The 18,273-nt window shown below is 70.7% G+C and carries 16 protein-coding genes; 12 read left to right on the forward strand and 4 right to left on the reverse strand.

What is annotated here, in order from left to right; all coding sequences use genetic code 11:
* The first annotated feature begins 29 nt into the window (after window positions 1–29).
* From AC0T5L_RS18480 to AC0T5L_RS18530, 11 genes are all read left to right on the forward strand, one after another.
* Entirely contained in the window at window positions 30–1,232 is a 1,203-nt protein-coding gene (locus AC0T5L_RS18480) for an argininosuccinate synthase (RefSeq protein WP_476166656.1), read from the forward strand.
* A 67-nt stretch (window positions 1,233–1,299) separates the two neighbouring features.
* A complete protein-coding gene (argH, locus tag AC0T5L_RS18485) occupies window positions 1,300–2,718 on the forward strand; it encodes an argininosuccinate lyase (protein ID WP_476166655.1) in 1,419 nt (472 codons plus the stop codon).
* Between the two features lie 386 nt (window positions 2,719–3,104).
* On the forward strand, window positions 3,105–5,624 hold the full coding sequence (locus AC0T5L_RS18490; protein ID WP_476166654.1) for a sensor histidine kinase: 2,520 nt from the start codon (window positions 3,105–3,107) through the stop codon (window positions 5,622–5,624).
* Between the two features lies 1 nt (window position 5,625).
* Window positions 5,626–6,060 carry a roadblock/LC7 domain-containing protein gene (locus AC0T5L_RS18495; RefSeq protein ID WP_476166653.1) on the forward strand — a complete coding sequence of 145 codons (435 nt, stop codon included), beginning with the start codon at window positions 5,626–5,628 and terminating at the stop codon, window positions 6,058–6,060.
* Window positions 6,057–6,545, forward strand: a complete 489-nt coding sequence (locus AC0T5L_RS18500; protein ID WP_476166652.1) for a DUF742 domain-containing protein — start codon at window positions 6,057–6,059, stop codon at window positions 6,543–6,545. Before AC0T5L_RS18495 ends, AC0T5L_RS18500 begins: the two co-directional genes overlap by 4 nt.
* The gene (locus tag AC0T5L_RS18505) at window positions 6,526–7,122 is read left to right on the forward strand and encodes a GTP-binding protein (protein ID WP_476166651.1); all 597 of its coding nucleotides are present in this window, start codon (window positions 6,526–6,528) and stop codon (window positions 7,120–7,122) included. The genes AC0T5L_RS18500 and AC0T5L_RS18505 overlap by 20 nt, the downstream gene beginning before the upstream one ends.
* Before the next feature lie 159 nt (window positions 7,123–7,281).
* Window positions 7,282–8,211, forward strand: a complete 930-nt coding sequence (locus tag AC0T5L_RS18510) for a sirohydrochlorin chelatase (protein ID WP_476166650.1) — start codon at window positions 7,282–7,284, stop codon at window positions 8,209–8,211.
* 304 nt (window positions 8,212–8,515) lie between these two features.
* The gene (locus tag AC0T5L_RS18515; protein WP_476166649.1) at window positions 8,516–10,942 is read left to right on the forward strand and encodes a sensor histidine kinase; all 2,427 of its coding nucleotides are present in this window, start codon (window positions 8,516–8,518) and stop codon (window positions 10,940–10,942) included.
* Window positions 10,929–11,396, forward strand: a complete 468-nt coding sequence (locus AC0T5L_RS18520; protein ID WP_476166648.1) for a DUF742 domain-containing protein — start codon at window positions 10,929–10,931, stop codon at window positions 11,394–11,396. Before AC0T5L_RS18515 ends, AC0T5L_RS18520 begins: the two co-directional genes overlap by 14 nt.
* 65 nt (window positions 11,397–11,461) lie before the next feature.
* On the forward strand, window positions 11,462–12,673 hold the full coding sequence (gene lhgO, locus AC0T5L_RS18525) for an L-2-hydroxyglutarate oxidase (protein ID WP_476166647.1): 1,212 nt from the start codon (window positions 11,462–11,464) through the stop codon (window positions 12,671–12,673).
* Window positions 12,674–12,921: 248 nt separating this feature from the next.
* A complete protein-coding gene (locus AC0T5L_RS18530; protein WP_476166701.1) occupies window positions 12,922–13,329 on the forward strand; it encodes a hypothetical protein in 408 nt (135 codons plus the stop codon).
* A gap of 6 nt (window positions 13,330–13,335) precedes the next feature.
* On the opposite strand, the gene AC0T5L_RS18535 is transcribed toward AC0T5L_RS18530, so the two are convergent.
* The 4 genes from AC0T5L_RS18535 to AC0T5L_RS18550 form a co-directional block, all read right to left on the reverse strand.
* Entirely contained in the window at window positions 13,336–14,046 is a 711-nt protein-coding gene (locus tag AC0T5L_RS18535; protein ID WP_476166646.1) for a GmrSD restriction endonuclease domain-containing protein, read from the reverse strand.
* A gap of 147 nt (window positions 14,047–14,193) precedes the next feature.
* A complete protein-coding gene (locus AC0T5L_RS18540) occupies window positions 14,194–14,775 on the reverse strand; it encodes a permease (RefSeq protein ID WP_476166645.1) in 582 nt (193 codons plus the stop codon).
* Window positions 14,775–15,374, reverse strand: a complete 600-nt coding sequence (locus tag AC0T5L_RS18545) for a TetR/AcrR family transcriptional regulator (RefSeq protein ID WP_476166644.1) — start codon at window positions 15,372–15,374, stop codon at window positions 14,775–14,777. Before AC0T5L_RS18545 ends, AC0T5L_RS18540 begins: the two co-directional genes overlap by 1 nt.
* On the reverse strand, window positions 15,367–16,176 hold the full coding sequence (locus AC0T5L_RS18550) for an alpha/beta fold hydrolase (RefSeq protein WP_476166643.1): 810 nt from the start codon (window positions 16,174–16,176) through the stop codon (window positions 15,367–15,369). Before AC0T5L_RS18550 ends, AC0T5L_RS18545 begins: the two co-directional genes overlap by 8 nt.
* A gap of 254 nt (window positions 16,177–16,430) precedes the next feature.
* On the opposite strand from AC0T5L_RS18550, the gene tyrS reads away from it, so the two are divergent.
* Window positions 16,431–17,729, forward strand: coding sequence for a tyrosine--tRNA ligase (gene tyrS / locus AC0T5L_RS18555; RefSeq protein WP_476166642.1), 1,299 nt, complete (start codon window positions 16,431–16,433; stop codon window positions 17,727–17,729).
* The last annotated feature ends 544 nt before the right edge of the window (window positions 17,730–18,273 follow it).

The following is an 18,273-nucleotide window of genomic DNA, read 5'->3' on the forward strand; positions in this document are numbered from 1 at the left end:
GATCCGACGAAGTACCAGAGGGGGACCCCATGACCGAGCGCGTCGTACTCGCCTACTCCGGAGGGCTCGACACCTCCGTGGCCATCGGCTGGATCGCCGAGCGGACCGGTGCCGAAGTCGTCGCCGTGGCCATCGACTGCGGTCAGGGCGGGGAGGACCTGGACACGGTCCGCCAGCGCGCCCTGGACTGCGGCGCCGTCGAGGCCGTCGTCGCCGACGCCCGTGACGAGTTCGCCACCGAGTACTGCGTCCCGGCCCTTCAGGCCAACGCCCTCTACATGGACCGCTACCCGCTGGTCTCGGCCCTGTCGCGCCCGCTGATCGTCAAGCACCTTGCCGACGCCGCCCGCTACCACGGCGCCACCATGGTCGCTCACGGCTGTACCGGCAAGGGCAACGACCAGGTCCGCTTCGAGGCCGGGCTCGCCGCCCTCTTCCCCGAGCTCAGGGTCCTGGCCCCGGTCCGCGACTCCGGTATGACCCGCGACAAGGCCATCGCCTTCGCCGAGGACAAGGGCCTGCCGATCGACGTCAGCAGGAAGTCGCCCTACTCCATCGACCAGAACCTCTTCGGCCGCGCGGTGGAGACCGGTTTCCTGGAGGACCTCTGGAACGGCCCCATCGAGGACGTCTACGAATACACCCAGGACCCCGCCCAGCAGCGCGAGCCCGACGAGCTCGTCATCACCTTCACCGCAGGGGTGCCCACCGCAATCGACGGCAAGGACCTCACACCGCTCCAGGTCATCGAGGAGATGAACCGGCGCGCGGGCGCCCAGGGCATCGGCCGTATCGACATGGTCGAGGACCGCCTCGTCGGCATCAAGAGCCGCGAGGTCTACGAGGCCCCGGGGGCGATCGCCCTCATCGCCGCCCACCAGGAGCTGGAGAACGTCACCGTCGAGCGCGAGCTGGCCCGCTACAAGCGCGGCGTCGACCAGCGCTGGGGGGAGCTCGTCTACGACGGCCTGTGGTTCTCCCCGCTCAAGAACGCGCTACAGGCCTTCGTCACCGAGGCCAGCAAGAACGTCACCGGCGACATCCGCGTGGTCCTGCACGGCGGCCGTGCCGTGGTCACGGGCCGCCGCGGCGAGGCTTCCCTGTACGACTACGACCTGGCCACCTACGACACCGGCGACGCATACGACCAGTCCCTGGCCCGCGGCTTCATCGACATCTTCAGCATGCCCGCGAAGATCGCCAGCCTGCGCGACCAGCGCCTCAACAAGTAACGCCCCCGGTGGTGCGGGCCGCCCCGGTCCCGCACCACCCACACACCACACGAGGAGAGAGACCACCATGGCCGACCAGCCCGAGGCGCTGCGCCTGTGGGGAGGCCGCTTCGAGGGCGGCCCCGACCAGGCCCTGGCACGGTTGTCGCTGAGCACCCACTTCGACTGGCGCCTGGCCCGCCACGACATCGCGGGTTCGCGTGCCCACGCACGCGCACTGCATCGTGCCGGTCTGCTCACCGCCGATGAGCTGGAGCGCATGATCGAGGGCCTGGACCGGTTGGAGGCCGACGTGTCCTCCGGGGCGTTCACCCCCGTCCTGGCGGACGAGGACGTGCACACCGCGCTGGAGCGGGGCTTCATCGAGCGGGTCGGCCCCGAACTGGGCGGCCGACTGCGCGCCGGGCGCTCACGCAACGACCAGATCGCCACCCTCGTGCGCATGTACCTGCGCGAGGAGGCCCGCCAGATCGCCGACCAGCTCCTGGACCTGGTGCAGGCCCTGGCCGACCAGGCCGCGGCCCACCCCGCGGCCGCCATGCCCGGCCGCACCCACTTGCAGCACGCCCAACCCGTGCTGCTGGCCCACCAGCTCATGGCGCACGCCTGGCCGCTGGTGCGCGACATCGAACGGCTGCGCGACTGGGACCGCCGCGCCGCGGTCTCCGCCTACGGCTCCGGTGCCCTGGCCGGCTCCTCCCTGGGCCTGGACCCGCAGGCGGTCGCCGCCGAACTGGGCTTTTCCGACTCGGCGGACAATTCCATCGACGGCACCGCCGCACGCGACGTGGTCGCCGAGTTCTCCTTCGTCACCGCCATGATCGGGGTGGACCTGTCCCGGCTGTCGGAGGAGGTCATCCTGTGGGCGACCAAGGAGTTCTCCTTCGTCACGCTCGACGACGCCTTCTCCACGGGCTCCTCGATCATGCCGCAGAAGAAGAACCCCGATGTCGCCGAGCTCGCCCGCGGCAAGGCCGGGCGCCTGGTCGGTGACCTCACCGGGCTGCTCACGACCCTCAAGGGCCTCCCCCTGGCCTACAACCGCGACCTACAGGAGGACAAGGAGCCGGTCTTCGACGCTGTGGACACCCTGCACCTGCTGCTGCCCGCCATGACCGGCATGGTCGCCACCCTGACCTTCCACACGGAGCGGATGGCCGAACTGGCACCGCAGGGCTTCTCCCTGGCCACCGACATCGCCGAGTGGCTGGTGCGCGAGCGTGTGCCGTTCCGTGAGGCGCACGAGATCGCGGGCGCCTGCGTGCGGGTGTGCGAGGAGCGCGGTACCGATCTGCCCGACCTCGGCGACGACGACCTCGCCGCTGTCTCCGAACACCTGACCCCGGCGGTGCGCGAGGTCCTCACCGTGCCCGGCTCACTGGCATCCCGCTCCGGCAAGGGCGGCACCGCGCCGGCCCGGGTCGCCGAGCAGCTGGAGCGGCTGCGTGCGGGGATCGACGAGCACCGGAAGGGCTTCGTCGCCTGAACCCACCCGTCCTACGCGCGGCCCGCGGACACGGCCCCCACCGTCCGTCGCCCTCCACCACCTCGACGGACGCGCTCCGCGCGCGATCCTTCCCGCTCCCCTCGTTCGGGCGCGCACCCAGTGCGGGTGCGCGCCCGAACACGTTCGTACAGAGCCCTCCCGCGACCGCGTCCACGGTGCCAGTGCTCTCCTCGCATCCATTTTGGAATTCGCCCCGCGACGACCATGAGAGTGCGATAGCGTCCTGAGTCTGCGGGCACCATGCGTGGTACGCCCTGTGCGCACAGTGACGCTCCCTTCGGCGCACGGCCCTTCGGCGCACCAGCGCGATGCGCGGTGCACCCACGCCTGACAGGCGTCCGCGACCAGTCCGTGGGAGGAACGCAATGGGGAACCCGGGAGGAACCGGCTGCGGCGGTATCAGGGCTCAGATCAACAGGATCGTGCTGATCCCCAGCATCATCTTTCTGGTGCTGTTCATCGTGCTCAGTACGGCCACGCTGGCCCAGGCCGTGTCTCTGCGGGTCGCGGTCGGCGACGGGCGGGCCGGGATCCAGCTCGCCGACGCGCTCGTCCTGCTACAGGAGGAACGCCGACTGAGCGCCGAGTACCTCGCCGCGTCCGGAGAGGAAGGCCGCGAGGCACTCACCGAAGCGGTCGGGCGGACCGACGAGGCGCTCGAGCCCGTACGCGAACTGCGCGACACCCTCGGGGACCAGGACGACCCGGCCACCGCGCCCCTCACCGAGGACTTCTTCGCGTCACTGGACGCCATCGGTGAACTGCGAACTGACAGCCTCTCCGACCCCGGTCCGGCCGACGCCGCCGTCACCGTCTACACCACCGCCATCGAACAGGGCATCCTCCTCTACGCAGGCACCGTGCGCTCCCTGGACGACGGGCCGGCCTCCGCCGAGGCCGCCGCCGCCACCGATCTCATGTGGGCTCAGGAGAGCTTCAGCCACGCCGACGCGCTCATCAGCGTCGTGCTCGCCAGCGACACCCTGGACCGCGCCCAGCAGCTCCGGGTCGCCGAACTCACCGCCGACGCCCGCCACCGCGTCGGTACCGTCCACCCCGGTGTCGACGACGACCGCGAGTCCTCCGCGCTGACCGCCCTCGCCGAGAGCCGGGCCTGGAAGGACGCCTTCACCATCGCCGACACCCTCGCCCACCACGAGGCGTCCGTCAGCATCGACCCCCTCACCTCCGAACAGAACCGCGACCACGAGCCGCCCACCGGCCTCGACGGCTGGCGCGAGGCCGCCGACCGGGTCAACGCCGACCTGGGCGACGTGACCACCGCACGCGCCGACTCCGTCGTCACCGCCACCGAGGACACCAGCTCCTGGATGCTCACCCTCGCCGTGGGCGGCAGCATCATCTCGCTGTTCGCGGGCACCCTCGCCTACGGTGTGGCCGCACGCTCCGCCGGACGGCTCACCTACCGGCTCGCCCAGCTGCGTGCCGACACCCTGGGCACCGCACGCAGCGACCTGCCCCGTATCGTGCGCCGACTGGAGGCAGGCGACCATGTCGACCTCGACACCGAGATGAAGCAGCTCGACCACGGCGACGACGAGGTGGGCCAGGTCGCCGACGCCTTCAACATCGCCCAGCGCACCGCCGTGGGCGCCGCCGTCAAGCAGGCGGACATCCGTGCGGGCGTCAGTCGGGTCTTCCTCGGCATCGCCCACCGCCACCAGTCCCTCCTGCAACGCCAGCTCCAGCTCCTGGACCGCGTCGAGCGCGAGGAGGAGGACCCCGACCTGCTGGAGAGCCTCTTCCAGCTCGACCACCTGGCCACCCGGGGGCGTCGCCACGCGGAGAACCTCATCATTCTGGGCGGCGCCCAGCCGGGCCGCCGTTGGCGTCGGCCCGTCCCGCTCGTGGACATCCTGCGCGGCGCCATCTCCGAAACCGAGGAGTACGCCAGGGTCCGGCTGACCTCCGTCCCCGACCTCTCCCTGTCCGGCGCCGCCGTGGCCGACGTCATCCACCTGCTCGCCGAGCTCGTCGAGAACGCCACCGCCTACTCGCCACCGCACACCGAAGTCGCCATCGCCACCGAGGCCGTGCCCAAGGGCGTGGCCGTGGAGATCGAGGACCGCGGCCTGGGCATGACGGAGGAGGTGCTGGCCAGCTCCAACAGGACGCTCAGCGAAGCACCCGAGTTCGACGTCATGACGCCTGGAGCGGACTCGCACCTGGGCCTGTTCGTGGTCGCACGCCTCGCCGCCAAGCACGACATCCGGGTGCAGCTGCGGCATTCGCCCTACGGCGGGACCCGGGCCGTGGTACTCGTTCCCAGCGCCCTCGTCGCCGCATCCTCCACCGCGCCCGAACGTCCCCGCTCCGCCGTCCGCCAGGGCGCCCACTCCGCGGGGCAGGATCCGGGCGCGGAGGAGCACACCGACCTGCTCGCCGTGGGGGACACCCCCCACCACGCCCGCCCCGTCCTGCGCCCGGTGCCCCGGCAGGTCGACGACGACGGCGGGCACCGGACCGAACGCCCGGCCCGGGAGGCCCCCCTGCTGCGCCGGGTCCCCCCGCCGGCCCCCGAAGCGGCTTCCGCTCCCGCGGAGCACGGCGTGCTTCCCGACACCGCCCCCTCGGCCCCCGCCGAACGGGTCGGCGCCGGACCCAGCCGCGCCGGACTGCCCAGGCGCAGGCGCCAGACCAACCTCGCCCCCCAGCTCAGGACCGAACCCGCAGTGGAGCGGGACCAGCCCGCCCCGGCGGACTCCGTCGAGAGGAGCCCCGAACAGGCACGGCGAATGATGAACGCCTTCAGCGCCGGGACCCGGCGCGGCCGCGCCGCGGACATCGACGCCGACGGGCGTGAACACAGCAGTGACGGTCAGGTCGGTGCAAGCACCGACGATCACACGGGAGAGAGCGACTGACATGGTGGGCAAGAGCAAGGCCGCGGACAACCTGGACTGGCTCCTGGACGACCTGGTCGACCGCGTCGTCGGCGCCGAGCACGCGATCGTGCTGTCGGCCGACGGGTTGTTGCTCGGACGCTCGCGAGGCCTGGCCCCAGAGGACGCCGAGCACCTGTCGGCCCTGGCATCGGCGTTCCAGAGCCTGGCACGGGGGACGGGACGGCACTTCGGTGGCGGGGACGTCCGCCAGACCGTGGTGGAGATGGAGCATTCCTACTTCTTCGTCACCGCCGCGGGTGCGGGAGCGTGCCTGTCCGTGCTGGCCACCGAGGACGCGGACGTCGGGCTGGTCGCCTACGAGATGAACCTGAGGGTCAAGCGGGTGGGCCAGTTCCTCACCGCCGCGCCGCGCAGGTCGGACCAGCTCACCACCACGGGGGGTGCCGGTTCGTGAGCACGTCCGACGACCGGCGCGGAGTCCGCTCGCCCGGACCCGCGGACGGGGCGGTGGCCCCGTCACACGGCCGCCAGACGCCGCCGTGGCACCGGGGCCGGGGGCATCCCACGTCGGAGGGGCCATCGGCGGGGGTCGCGCTCGGCGACGCCCCCGTGGGCCCCCTGGTGCGCCCCTACACCATGACCCGGGGCCGTACCCGCCCGTCCACCGGCCCGCGACTGGACCTGGTCACCATCGTGGTCACCGCACGGGACCTGCGGGAACGGGACAGGGAACCGGAGCACGAGGCGATCATACGACTGTGCCGCAGACCGATATCGGTGGCGGAGATCTCCGCGCGGCTCGACATCCCCCTGACCGTCGTCAGGGTGCTCCTGGGCGACCTCCTCGCCGACGGCGACGTGCGTACCAGGGCGGCCATGACACAGCTTCCCGAGAAGAAAGTACTTCAGGCGGTACTCGATGGCATCCGCAGACTCTGAGACCAGGCCGCCGCAGGCGATCCCCCAGGCGGTCAAGATCATCATCGCCGGGGGGTTCGGCGCGGGCAAGACCACCCTGGTCGCCTCCGTCAGCGAGATCACTCCGCTGAGCACCGAGGAGGTGATGACCGAGGCCAGCTACGGTGTGGACGACCTCGGGGGAGTGGAGCACAAGACCACCACCACGGTCGCTCTGGACTTCGGCCGCATCACCATCAACCCCGACATCGTCCTGTACCTGTTCGGCACCCCCGGCCAGGACCGGTTCTGGTTCATGTGGGACGAGCTGGCCGAGGGGGCGCTGGGCGCGGTCGTGCTGGCCGACACCCGTCGCCTGGACACCTGTTTCCACGCCGTGGACTTCTTCGAGCGGCGCGGGGTGCCGTTCGTGGTCGCGGTGAACCGCTTCGAGGGCTCCACCGCCTACTGCGAGGAGGAGATCCGCGAGGCGCTGGACGTCTCCGCCGAGGTGCCCGTCGTCATGGCTGACGCCCGGGAGCGAGAGTCCTGCAAGAAGGTGCTGGTCGAGCTGGTCACCCACGTGATCCGGGGGCGGAGCCCCGTCATGAGCGGCTGATCCCCGCTGGGCGCCACCCCCCGGGCGCTCCCCGCGGATTCGATCCGGTATACGTTCGGGGGGACACGCTCATGAAACAAGGTGCTGAACGCTACAATGTCGCGGCAGTGACCACCGGTCCGCCCGGGCACCCCATCCGCCTCTCATCTGAATCCTGGTATGCGAAACTCTGATCGACTTCCTCCACGCGAACTGCCCAAGCGCCGTTCCGGCCGCCACCGCAACCCCTTGTCCTTCGACAACTGGTTCGGCACTCCCACCCTGATCATGGCGGTCCCGGGCACGGCCGAAGCGGCCAGGTGCGCCGACGGCGAGTCGATCGGTGCTCATATGGCCGACCTCGTGCGCGCCTACCGTCCCGAGGTCACCATCCGTTACGGGCACACCGAGGGCGACGAGCAGACCCTCACCGATGCGCTCGCCGGTCTGGAGCGCTCCGATGGCCGACCTCTGGCCGGCGTCGTCGTCCCGCTGGTCACGGCCCCGCATACGGGGGTGTCCGCAGTGATCGATGAGGCCGTCGCCCAGAACAACGCGGATGTGCGCGTCACCGAGGGCCTGGGCCCGCACCCGATGCTCGCCGAAGTGCTCCACCTGCGCCTGGCCGAGGCCGGATACGTGCGTGCTGACCGCATGCGGCTGATCAGCGTGGTCGCCCGCGACACCACCATGGCGGACGGCGTCGTGGTCGGAGCCGTCGGCGGTGAGGGCGCTGTCGGGGCCGCGGGCGTGACCTCCGTCCTGCTCGCCGCACGCCTGGGCCTGACCGTGCTGCCCGCCGACCTGGAGAACGAGGCGGCGGTCGAGCAGATGGTGGCCCAACTGCGTCAGGGCGGCTGCCAGCGCCCGGTGATCGCGCCCAGCGCCCTGGGGCCGGAGCTGCCCCGCGAGGAACTGGAGGCGCTTGCCACACGTTTCGGCGCCAGGCTCGGAGAGCCCCTGGGATCCGACAGCCTGCTGGGCAAGATCGCCGCCCTGCGCTACGCCGAGATCCTGAACTCGCTGGGTGTGGAACAGCCGCCCACGGTCGAGGAACTGCCCGCTCCGGTGGGCTCCCGGCACCGCCCGGACTCCGAGGGGCAGGCATGAGAACGAGGCGGCCTGGCCGCACGGTGGTGTGAGAACACGACACGCCGTGCCCTGCCGGGTAACACGTGCCCCGAGGGCCGTCCGCGTAGCGGGCGGCCCTTCGTCGTTTCCACTGGAGGACCTGCGGTTTCGTTCTTCGGAGGGACGCCGTAGCACGTCTTGGGTCGATGCACGGCCAAAGAAAAGACAACCGATAGTGATCGTTTGACAGCATAAAGCAAGGATTTTTCGATAGCCTCGGCACGACCGAAAGCCGCCGAGGCACCCTCCCGGAGCCCGGCAACCGCACAGGCTGGAGGGGGCCATGCGCAGAACCCGCGTCAACGCGCCCACGATTCGCGGGCAGCTCACCCGCATCGTGCTGATTCCGAGCCTGTGTTTCCTCGCGCTCTGGCTCGTCGTCGCCGCTGTCGTCACGGTTCAGGCCGTCCAGCTCATGGGTGCCGTCGCCCAGGCACGTGAAGGAACCCAGGTCTTCTCCGACGTGTCCGAGGAGCTGCGCGCCGAACGCCGCCTCTCCCTGATCTACCTGGGTCGTTTCGAGCACAGCGGACCCGACACCCAGGCGGGCACCGCCCTCGACGAACAGCGTGAGTCCACCGACGCCGCCATGGCGGATGCCGCCACCTTCGCCGAGCGCCTGTACGGAAACAGCGACGACGAGGTCCAGCGCAGCGCGACCGCTTTCCTGGACGGCCCCGAGGCACTGGAGGAGGTCCGCCTGCGCCTCGACGAGCACAACATCGGACAGGAGGAGACCCTCCTGCGCTACAGCGGGATCCTGGACACCGCGACCGGTGCCATCACCGCGCTCGTGCACACCACCGACGGCGGGAAGAACCTCACCGACGCCGTCCTGACCAGCGATCTCCTGAGCGCGCGTTCCGCCTACGCCACCGCCGACGCCCTCCTCGCCGGCAACATCGCCCGCGAGGAGATGAGTTATGAGGAGACGGCGCACTTCACCTACCTCACCGCCTTCTACCGCGAGACCCTGGAGTCGGTCGGTTCCGTCATGCATCCGAGCGTGCGGGCCCACTACGACACGATGACCTCGCAGCAGTCCTGGACCCGTGCCGAGGACCTCAGCCGCCAGGTGGTCACCCGTCCCCCCATCACCGAGCCCGAAGAGGCCGAAGTGACCGAAGCAGCTGATCCGGCCGATCCGGCCGACCCCGAGGGCGATGGGTCCAACATCCGGTGGAACACCGACATCGACGTCGACGCGGGAGAGTGGGACGACTCCTCGGCCAAGGCCGTGCTGTCGCTGGACGATCTGGTCCGGGCCCAGACCGGGCGGACCGTCGACCTGGCCTGGAGCGCTGCCCTGCTACAGGTCTCCCTCGCCGCGGCGGCGGCCGGACTGACCCTGGTGTGCGGTATGGCCGCCATCGCGGTGGTCAGCCGCTCTTCGCGACGCCTCACCGACCGCCTGACCCGCCTGCGCGGACAGACCTTGGAGCGCGACGAGGACCTGCCCGACATCGTCGACCGGGCCCAGCGCGGTGAGAAGGTCGACGTCCAGGAGGAACTGCCGCCGCTGGACGAATGCGGGGACGACGAGGTCGGACAGGTCGCCGAGGCCTTCGACGCCGCCCAGCTCACCGCCGTGGAGACGGCGGTGCGCCAGGCCGAGATCCGCCGAGGTGCCAACCGCGCCTACCTGGGCATCGCCTTCCGCAACCAGACCCTGGTCCAACGCCAGCTGCGCCTGCTCGACGAGATCGAGTACCACGAGCAGGACCCCGAGGCGCTGCGCCGCCTGTTCCGCCTGGACCACCTCGTCACCCGGGCACGCCGCTACTCCGACAACCTCATCATCCTGGGCGGCGGTCAGTCGGTCCGCCGCTGGCGCCAGCCGCGTCCGCTCGTGGACGTGCTACGTGTCGCCATCGCCGAGACCGAGGACTTCGAACGCGTTCGCCTGATCTCCGCGCCCCGTGTGCTCATGCACGGCCAGGTGGTCGCCGACGTGGTGCACCTGCTCGCCGAACTGGTGGAGAACGCCACCCAGTTCTCCCCGGCGGGCACCCCCGTGGACGTCAGCTGCACCCCGGCCTCCGAAGGGCTGGTGGTGGAGGTCGAGGACCGGGGCCTGGGCATGTCCGAGCACGGGTACGCGGAGGCCGAGCGAACCCTCGCCCAGCCTCCGGAGTTCGATGTGATGGCGCTACCGGACGACCCCCGCCTGGGCCTGTTCGTGGTGTCCCGCCTGGCCAACCGGCACGGCGTGCGGGTGTGGCTGCGGCCCTCGCCCTACGGGGGTACCCGGGCGACCACGCTCATCCCGGACACGCTGCTCGAACCGGCGGAGAACCCCGTGGCGGTCGTGGACGCGCTGACGGGGGGCAACGGCTCGATGGGCAACCCGGGGCATCCGTACGGAACGGGTTCCCCGAGCGGTCCCCTCCCGCTACACGGCTCCTTCCCCGGCAACGGAGCGGTGCACACGCCGGGAGGCCCCGGAAGCGGCGGCCCCCAGAACCCCGTCCCGACCGGCTCCCAGGGGGCCCCGCCCGTTCGGACGGGACCCCAGGGTCCTGTGCCGCCCAACGGGCACAGCGGGCCGCAGCCCTTCGCCGCGCCGCCCGTCCCAGCCGGCTCCCAGGGACCCCCGCCCGTTCCGCCCGGGTCCCAGCGGTCCGACCTGCCCAAGAGGCAAGCCCGGACCGGCAGCACCGTGTACCGGACGTCCGCTCCCACGCCGCCGGGGGGGAATGGTGAGAACTGAGAGAACCGACGGCTCACACAGACACAGATCGGCCGCGGGCACGCCCAGGGAGGAGACCGGCCGCGTTCCGACGCCGGACGGTCCGCGACACGACGAGGAGTTCGGGCAGGAACGTTTCCTGCGCCCCTTCGCCGTAACCGCGGGCGACCCCGACGCCCACGCCGCGCCCGGCCCCGACCCCTCCGGAATCGACCTGCTCAGCCTGGTCGTCGCCGCGCGCACCCCGGGCCGCGACGAGTGGCTGCGTCCCGAGCGCGAGGCCATCCTCAGCAATGCTCTGCGCGCCCGCACCGTGATCGAACTCGCCGCCGAGGCGCGACTGCCGGTCGGTCAGGTCAGGGGCATCGTCGCCGCCATGATCGCCGACGGATCGCTCCAGCGCTGTGGCCCCTCGCGCCCCCTCGGCCACCAGGACGTCCTGCACGCCGTCCTGGTCGGACTGCGCTCGCTCTGATCCGGAGGGCCGGCTCCGTCAGTCCCGGCGCGGCCCGGGCCGCGCCGGATTGCTAGCGTGCCGCCATGCGCAGCACCGAACACATCGGCATCATCGGAGCGGGAATCGTCGGCCTGGCCCTCGCCCGCCACCTCATCCTCCACCGCCCCGGCACCCGTGTCACCGTCCTGGAGAAGGAGGACCGGGTCGCCGCGCACCAGACCGGCCACAACAGCGGCGTCGTCCACGCCGGGCTCTACTACGAGCCCGGATCCCTCAAAGCCACCCTGTGCCGCCGCGGCGTCGGCCTGCTCAGGGACTACTGCGCCGAGTACGGGCTGCCCTACCAGGAGATCGGCAAGGTCCTGGTGGCCGCCGACGCCGAAGACGAGGCCCGCTTGGACGGCATCGAGCGCCGGGCCAGGGACAACGGGGTCCCGGGCCTCACCCGGCTCGGCCCGGAGGGGCTGCGGGGGATCGAGCCCCACGCGGTCGGGACCGGCGCTCTGCACTCGCCCAGTACCGCGGTCACCGACTTCGTCGCGGTCGCCGAGCAGCTCGCCGACGACGTGCGCCGCTCCGGCGGCCGGATCCTGCTCAACACCCCTGTCCTGGACCTGCGCCAGAACCACGGCGATGTCAGGGTCCTGACCGGAGACCCGCAGGGTGAACGGCTCTTCCACCGCTTCGACCGCCTGGTGCTCTGCGGCGGCCTGCACAGCGACCGCCTCGCCCGCATGGCCGGAGCCGCCGACGAACTCCGGGTCGTGCCCTTCCGCGGTCAGTACCACGAACTCGTCCCTGAGCGCCGCCACATGGTCAACGGCTTGCTCTACCCCGTCCCCGACCCCCGGTACCCCTTCCTCGGGGTGCACCTGACGCGCCATGTCCACGGCGAGGTCATGGCTGGACCCAACGCCATCCTCGCCACCGCCCTAGAGGGTTACCGGGCACGTGACCTGCGCACCCGCGAACTCGCGCGGACCCTGTCCTGGCCCGGATTCTGGCGTCTGGCCCGCCGCCACTGGACCATGGGCGCCAGGGAGACCATCGTGTCGGCCTCGCGCGCGGCCTTCGCCGCCCAGGCACGGCGATTGCTGCCCGAGCTGGCCGCCGCCGACCTGCGCCCGGCGCCGGCCGGGGTGCGTGCCCAGGCCCTGGCCCGGGACGGTTCCATGCTCGACGACTTCCACGTCGACACCCACGGGCGGGTGGTGTGCGTGCGCAACGCCCCCTCGCCCGCGGCCACGTCCTCGCTGGCGATCGCCGAGTTCCTCACTGACACGTTCGTCCCCTGACCTCACGGGTACACCGTCCCGGCGCGTGCCGGGGCGTGTCGGGACGGGTTTTCCACAGGCTGGAGGACACCCTGGTACTGGTCTTCGCGGCGCTTCACCATAGGAGACGGCGGTGATCCGGGACGGTCCCGCGACCGCCGCCGGAGGTGACCATGCGCGTTGTCCGGTGGGCCGCGGCGTTCCTCGCCGCAGTGCTCGCACTCGTACTCACCGCTGCCTCGGCCGCCACCAGCCCACGAGGGGGAGAGTTGGACGGATTCACCATCGGGCGCCTGCCCGAGCAGATCGACGACCAGACCTCGGTTTCCGACTTCGAGTACGAGTGGGGCGACGTGTCCTTCTCCAGCCGGGTGTGGGAGAAGACCCTGGAGGGAGGAGGGGCCAGGGTCGTCCTACAGGTCCTGGTCATGCGCGGCACCGGACTCACCGACCTGGCGACCGTGCGCGACTTCCTCGCCGAGTACCACGAGCGCGCGCCCGACTGGGAGCTCACCGAGTTCGACAACAACGGCCGCACCGCCCTGCACGGCGAGACCGAGGCCTTCTGGACCCCGGCCGAGGGCGTGGCGGTGGAGGTCCGCGACGCCTTCGGCCTCATCGGCCAGGAGGAGTTGCTGGCCACCGCGCGCGGTGTCAGAGCCGAGGGCCCCGGCTGAACGGCCTCAGCAACCGGAGAGCACCTCGCGCAGCGCGGCCTCCTCGCCCGGGTCCATGGTCAGGTCCCACACATGTTTGACCTCGATCCACGAGACCACGTAGTCGCAGTGCGAGGACTCCAGCGGCGGTAGCCAGTCCGCGGGGTCGGCGTCTCCCTTGGACCGGTTGGACGAGGCGCTGACCGCCCACAGCTGGGAGGAGTCCAGGTCGTTGGCGAAGCGCCCGCGCTTCTCGGTCGTCCACGAGTGGGCGCCCGAACGCCAGCCCTCCTTCAACGCCACCATGTGATCGATGTCGATGTCCTGCGCTTCGGTGAGCGTCTCCCCGTCATAGGAGCTGGCCCAGGAACCGGACACCGGCTGACAGTCCTCGTCGGTCTCCACGTCCTCGCCGTCGCGCAGCAGGACCACCTGGCGGGTGGTGCAGTTGTCCTGGACACCGCTGTCCCAATGGGGGAACAGCGCACGGTCGTACCCGTCCGGGTCGTTCTCCGCCTCCACCCGCAACTCCTCGAGTTGCTGGCGGGCCTGCTCCACCGGCAGTCCGGAGGAGGACGTGTCACCGGTCTGCGGTTCGGCGGCGCCCGCCTGGCCGTCGGCGCCCTCCTGGTCCAGCTCGATCACTCCCAGCTGGTACAGGACGAACGCGGCGACGGCGAGAGCGCCGACCACGGCGGACACGACTCCGCCGATCTTCGACGAGGCCTTCTTGGACATCAGAGAACTCCACAATGCTTCGGGCACCGCGCACGGGGACGGCGGCGGTCGTGCCACCAGCTTGGCCCATGCCGGCATTCAGCGGAAACACCGACGGGGCCAGGGGTTCCTTATCGGGGGAGGTTACGGCCGCCGAAAAGCGGGGGCTCAGGTCAGGAGGAGGTCGAACAAGAAGGAGCCCACCAGGAGCAGGCCCACACCCGCGCTGTACAGCCACGCCCGGGTGCGGTCGTGATGGTCCCGGAGCGTGCGCCAGGCGTACAGGACCGTCCCCGCTAGCACCAGCGAGCCCTCGACCACGGCCGCTGCCGCGGGGAACTCCCACAGTCCCAACCCCAGGAGAGGCAACCCACCCGCGCCACCGGGCAGGGGTACCAGGTCAGGCCGGTGCACCAGCAGGTCCAGGAGCCAGTGGCTGAACACCACGCCACCCAGGACCGCGCCGGCGTCCCGTCCCCACCGGTCCCGAAGTAACACGTGCGTCAGTCCGCCCACGAGCAACGCCAGCACCAGGTTGCCGACCAAGGTATGTGAGTACTCCGCGGTGATGAGGAGGGACCCGTATCCGCTCAGGCCGGGCTCGGCCGGCTCCGCGCTCTCGACCCCCAGCATGGACAACGGCAGGAAGACCAGTTCGGGTAGTTGTGCCGCCACCAGAAGCGCACCCATGGGAAGCGCCGGGCGCCAGGCCCTGACGATCCCCGCTACCCCGAAGTGCCCGGCCAGCATCAGTCACGGCTCCGTTCCGTGTTCGTTCGTTCCGCCGTGCCGGGCCACTGCCGGAGGGCGCGCACGAGGCCCTCCACCAGGAACGCGTAGGTATCGTCCACGTCCTCCGGAAGCCCGAAGCCGTCGCGGGTCTCCAGGTCCACGAACCCGTGCAGTGCGCTGCGCAGGACCCGGATCGCGTGCACCATCTGGTCCTCGGGGACCCCGAAGCCGCGCAGCACCGCCGCCAGTACCCGCACGGGGTCGGTGGTCAGATCCGCCTCGGCCCCGGCCAGCCGGGGCAGCTGCTGCAGGGCCGTGTAGCGCCCCGGGTGGGTGTACGCGTAACGGCGGTAGGCCTCAGCCGTCGCGCGCAGCGCGTCGGGGCCGGAGCGGCCCACGGCGGCACTCTGGACCCACTCACCGAGTCCGTTCGCGCCCAGCAGCGCCACCTCCCGGCGCAGCCCCGCCAGTCCGTCGACGTGTTTGTACAGGCTGGGGGTAGCGACCCCGAGTCGTTTGGCGACCGAGGCCAGGGACAGGGAGTGGAAGTCCTCCTCGTCGCTGAACCGCGCCGCCTCCTCGGCCACCAGCGCCGGGGTCAGACCCGCCCTAGGCACTGGACACGACCTCCCCGAGCAGGGCCTCCAGGGCGGGCACGACCACGTCGGGCCGCTGGGACTGGGGATAGTGGCCGCACTCGGGCACCATCACGGCGGGGCCGTGGACCACCGAGGCCGCCCATTCGGCCTCCGCTCGCGGGTCCTTCCAGTCGGAGTCCTGTTCGCCCACGATCACCACGGACCTGACCCGCAGCTCCGCGGCTTCCAGGACCTCCTCGCTGGGTGCGTAGATGGTGTCGTACACGGCTCGGTACCTGTCGGCCGGACGCAGCATCCCCAGGATGCGGTCCAGGTGTTCCCGGTGCCCCTCGGGGGTGCGTCCGGTGTTCAGGCTGTCGTAGTAGCCCGTCACCGCTCGGGGCCCCCACAGCCGTACCAGCATGAGCCGCAGCGCGATCCGAACGAACAGGTGGAGGTGGGGCTGGCGGAGGAAGGGCGCCAGCAGGGCTATCCCCGCTACCAGGTCGGGCCGCTCCTTCGCGGCGATGGTCACGGCCGCACCGCCCATGGAGTTGCCGACCATCACCACGTTCTCCCCGCCCAACTCCTCGGCGAGCGCGATGGCGTCGGTGGCCGCCGCCCGGTTGGTGTGGACCTCGAAGGTGGTGTCGCTGTCACCGTGGCCGCGCAGGTCCATGGCGGCGACCCGGTATCCGGCCTCGGCCAGACCGGCACCGACGAAGCGGAAGGAGGCCCGGTGGTCGAACATGCCGGGCACGCAGACCACGAGGGGGCCGGGGTTCTCCGCCCCGTAGAGGTCGTAGGCGATGCGCCCCCGGGGGCGCATGAGGTGGTGCATCGGGGAGCTCCTCACGTTCTGGCTTATCCCTGTAGCTAAGAAGCTAATCTAATTAGCCAAATAGGGCAAGGAGTCGACCGGGGTTCTTCGCAGGTCCGCGATCGATCCGGGGAGCAGGCCCGTGAACAGCGACTCGGGGGCAGCCGATAGCGTGGAAGCGGGTCAAAACCGGGTGCCCATTCGCAGCATCCGGCCTACACTTCAAGGCAGATCGAGCCCTTACGGGCCCGCCTACACAAACAGAGAGCAACACAGTGACCGACATCATCGACGAACTCCAGTGGCGCGGCCTGCTCGCGCAGACGACCGACCTTGACGCACTGCGCAAGGCGCTCGCCGATGGTCCGATCACTCTGTATTGCGGATTCGACCCGACGGCGGGCAGCCTGCACGTCGGCCACCTCACCCAGATCCTGACCCTGGCCCGTTTCCAGCAGGCCGGGCACCGCCCGGTTGCCCTGGTCGGCGGCGGCACCGGTCTCATCGGTGATCCCAAGCCCAGCTCCGAGCGCCAGCTCAACTCGCTGGAGACCGTGCAGGGCTGGGTCGGCAACCTGGCCGGGCAGCTGTCCGCGTTCCTGCGCTTCACCCCCGAGGACGAACAGCCGGGACCGACCGACGCGGTCCTCGCCAACAACGCCGACTGGCTCGGTGAGATCAACGCCATCGAGCTGCTGCGTGACGTTGGCAAGCACTTCAGTATCAACCAGATGCTCGCCCGGGAGACGGTGAAGAGCCGCCTCGACGGCGAGGGGATGAGCTACACCGAGTTCAGCTACGTGTTGCTCCAGTCCTACGACTACGTGCAGCTCTACCGGCGCTACGGCTGCACGTTGCAGACCGGCGGCTCCGACCAGTGGGGCAACATCACCGCCGGCCTGGACCTGGTACGCAGGATGGACGGCAACGAGCCGCACGGCCAGGCGCACGGGCTGACCACGAACCTGCTCACCAAGGCGGACGGTACCAAGTTCGGCAAGACCGAGTCCGGCAGCGTCTGGCTCGATCCCGAGCTCACATCGCCGTACGCCTTCTACCAGTTCTGGTTCAACGCCGACGACCGCGACGTGGCGCGCTACCTCAGGACCTTCAGCTTCCGGGGCCGGAGCGAGATCGAGGAGCTGGAGCGCCAGACCGAGGAGCGTCCGCAGGCCCGCGCCGCCCAGCGCACCCTGGCCGAGGACCTCACCACGCTGGTGCACGGCGAGGAGGAGTGCCGCAAGGTCAAGGAGGCCAGCCTGGCCCTGTTCGGTCGGGCTGATCTGTCCGACCTGGACGCCCGCACGTTGGACGCCGCTCTGGCCGAGGTGCCCAAGGCCGAGGTCAGCGGTTCCGTGGACGAGCTGCTCGTGGTCGACCTGTTCGCGCGGAGCGGCCTGACGCCGAGCAAGTCCGCGGCCCGCCGCGCCATCCAGGAGGGCGGGGCCTACGTGAACAACGCCAAGGTCACCGACGTGGAGGCCACGCTCAGCGCCGAGGACGTGCTCCAGGGGCGCTTCGTGGTGCTGCGCAAGGGCAAGCGCAACATCGGCGGCGTCGTCCTCGACGGCTGACACGCACCGCGGGCCGGGGCCCACCCGGTTTCGGCCCGCGGCGCATCCCCTGCCGGCCTCCGGAGGTTTGCAGGAGGATGAGGGTTTCGCGAGGGAATCTTCCGGGCAGGACCTGCGTTGTCTGATACATAAAGCCGACGTAACCACGCGGACCTGGTGTGAGGACCGTGTACGTCACGGGGGCCGTCACAAGCCGCCCATACGGGGCGAGGAGGTCCCGGAACCCGGGCTCAACGCCCGATCCGGGCTTCAGCTTGACGCTTGCCCCCTCCCTCCCTATACTCGAAAGAGTCGCTGCGGGACGGCGAGCGGCCCTTCGGGGGTCGCCTCGGAACCGGACCGTGTAGCGCGCATTCTTCTCTCCAAGGCGAACTGGTTCAGGCAGTGTTCTTGATCCGGTAAGCTCAGGGGGCGCTCCCAAGGAAACGCGGAAGCGAAACGGGCTTTACCCCGAACAGGAACACCACAAACCGCCGATTTGGCGGGGTGCGGAACACCTGATAAAGTAAAGACACAACAAAGCGGAAACGCACAACGCTTTCCA

The sequence above is a fragment of the Nocardiopsis sp. TRM 82005 genome (assembly GCF_056312425.1).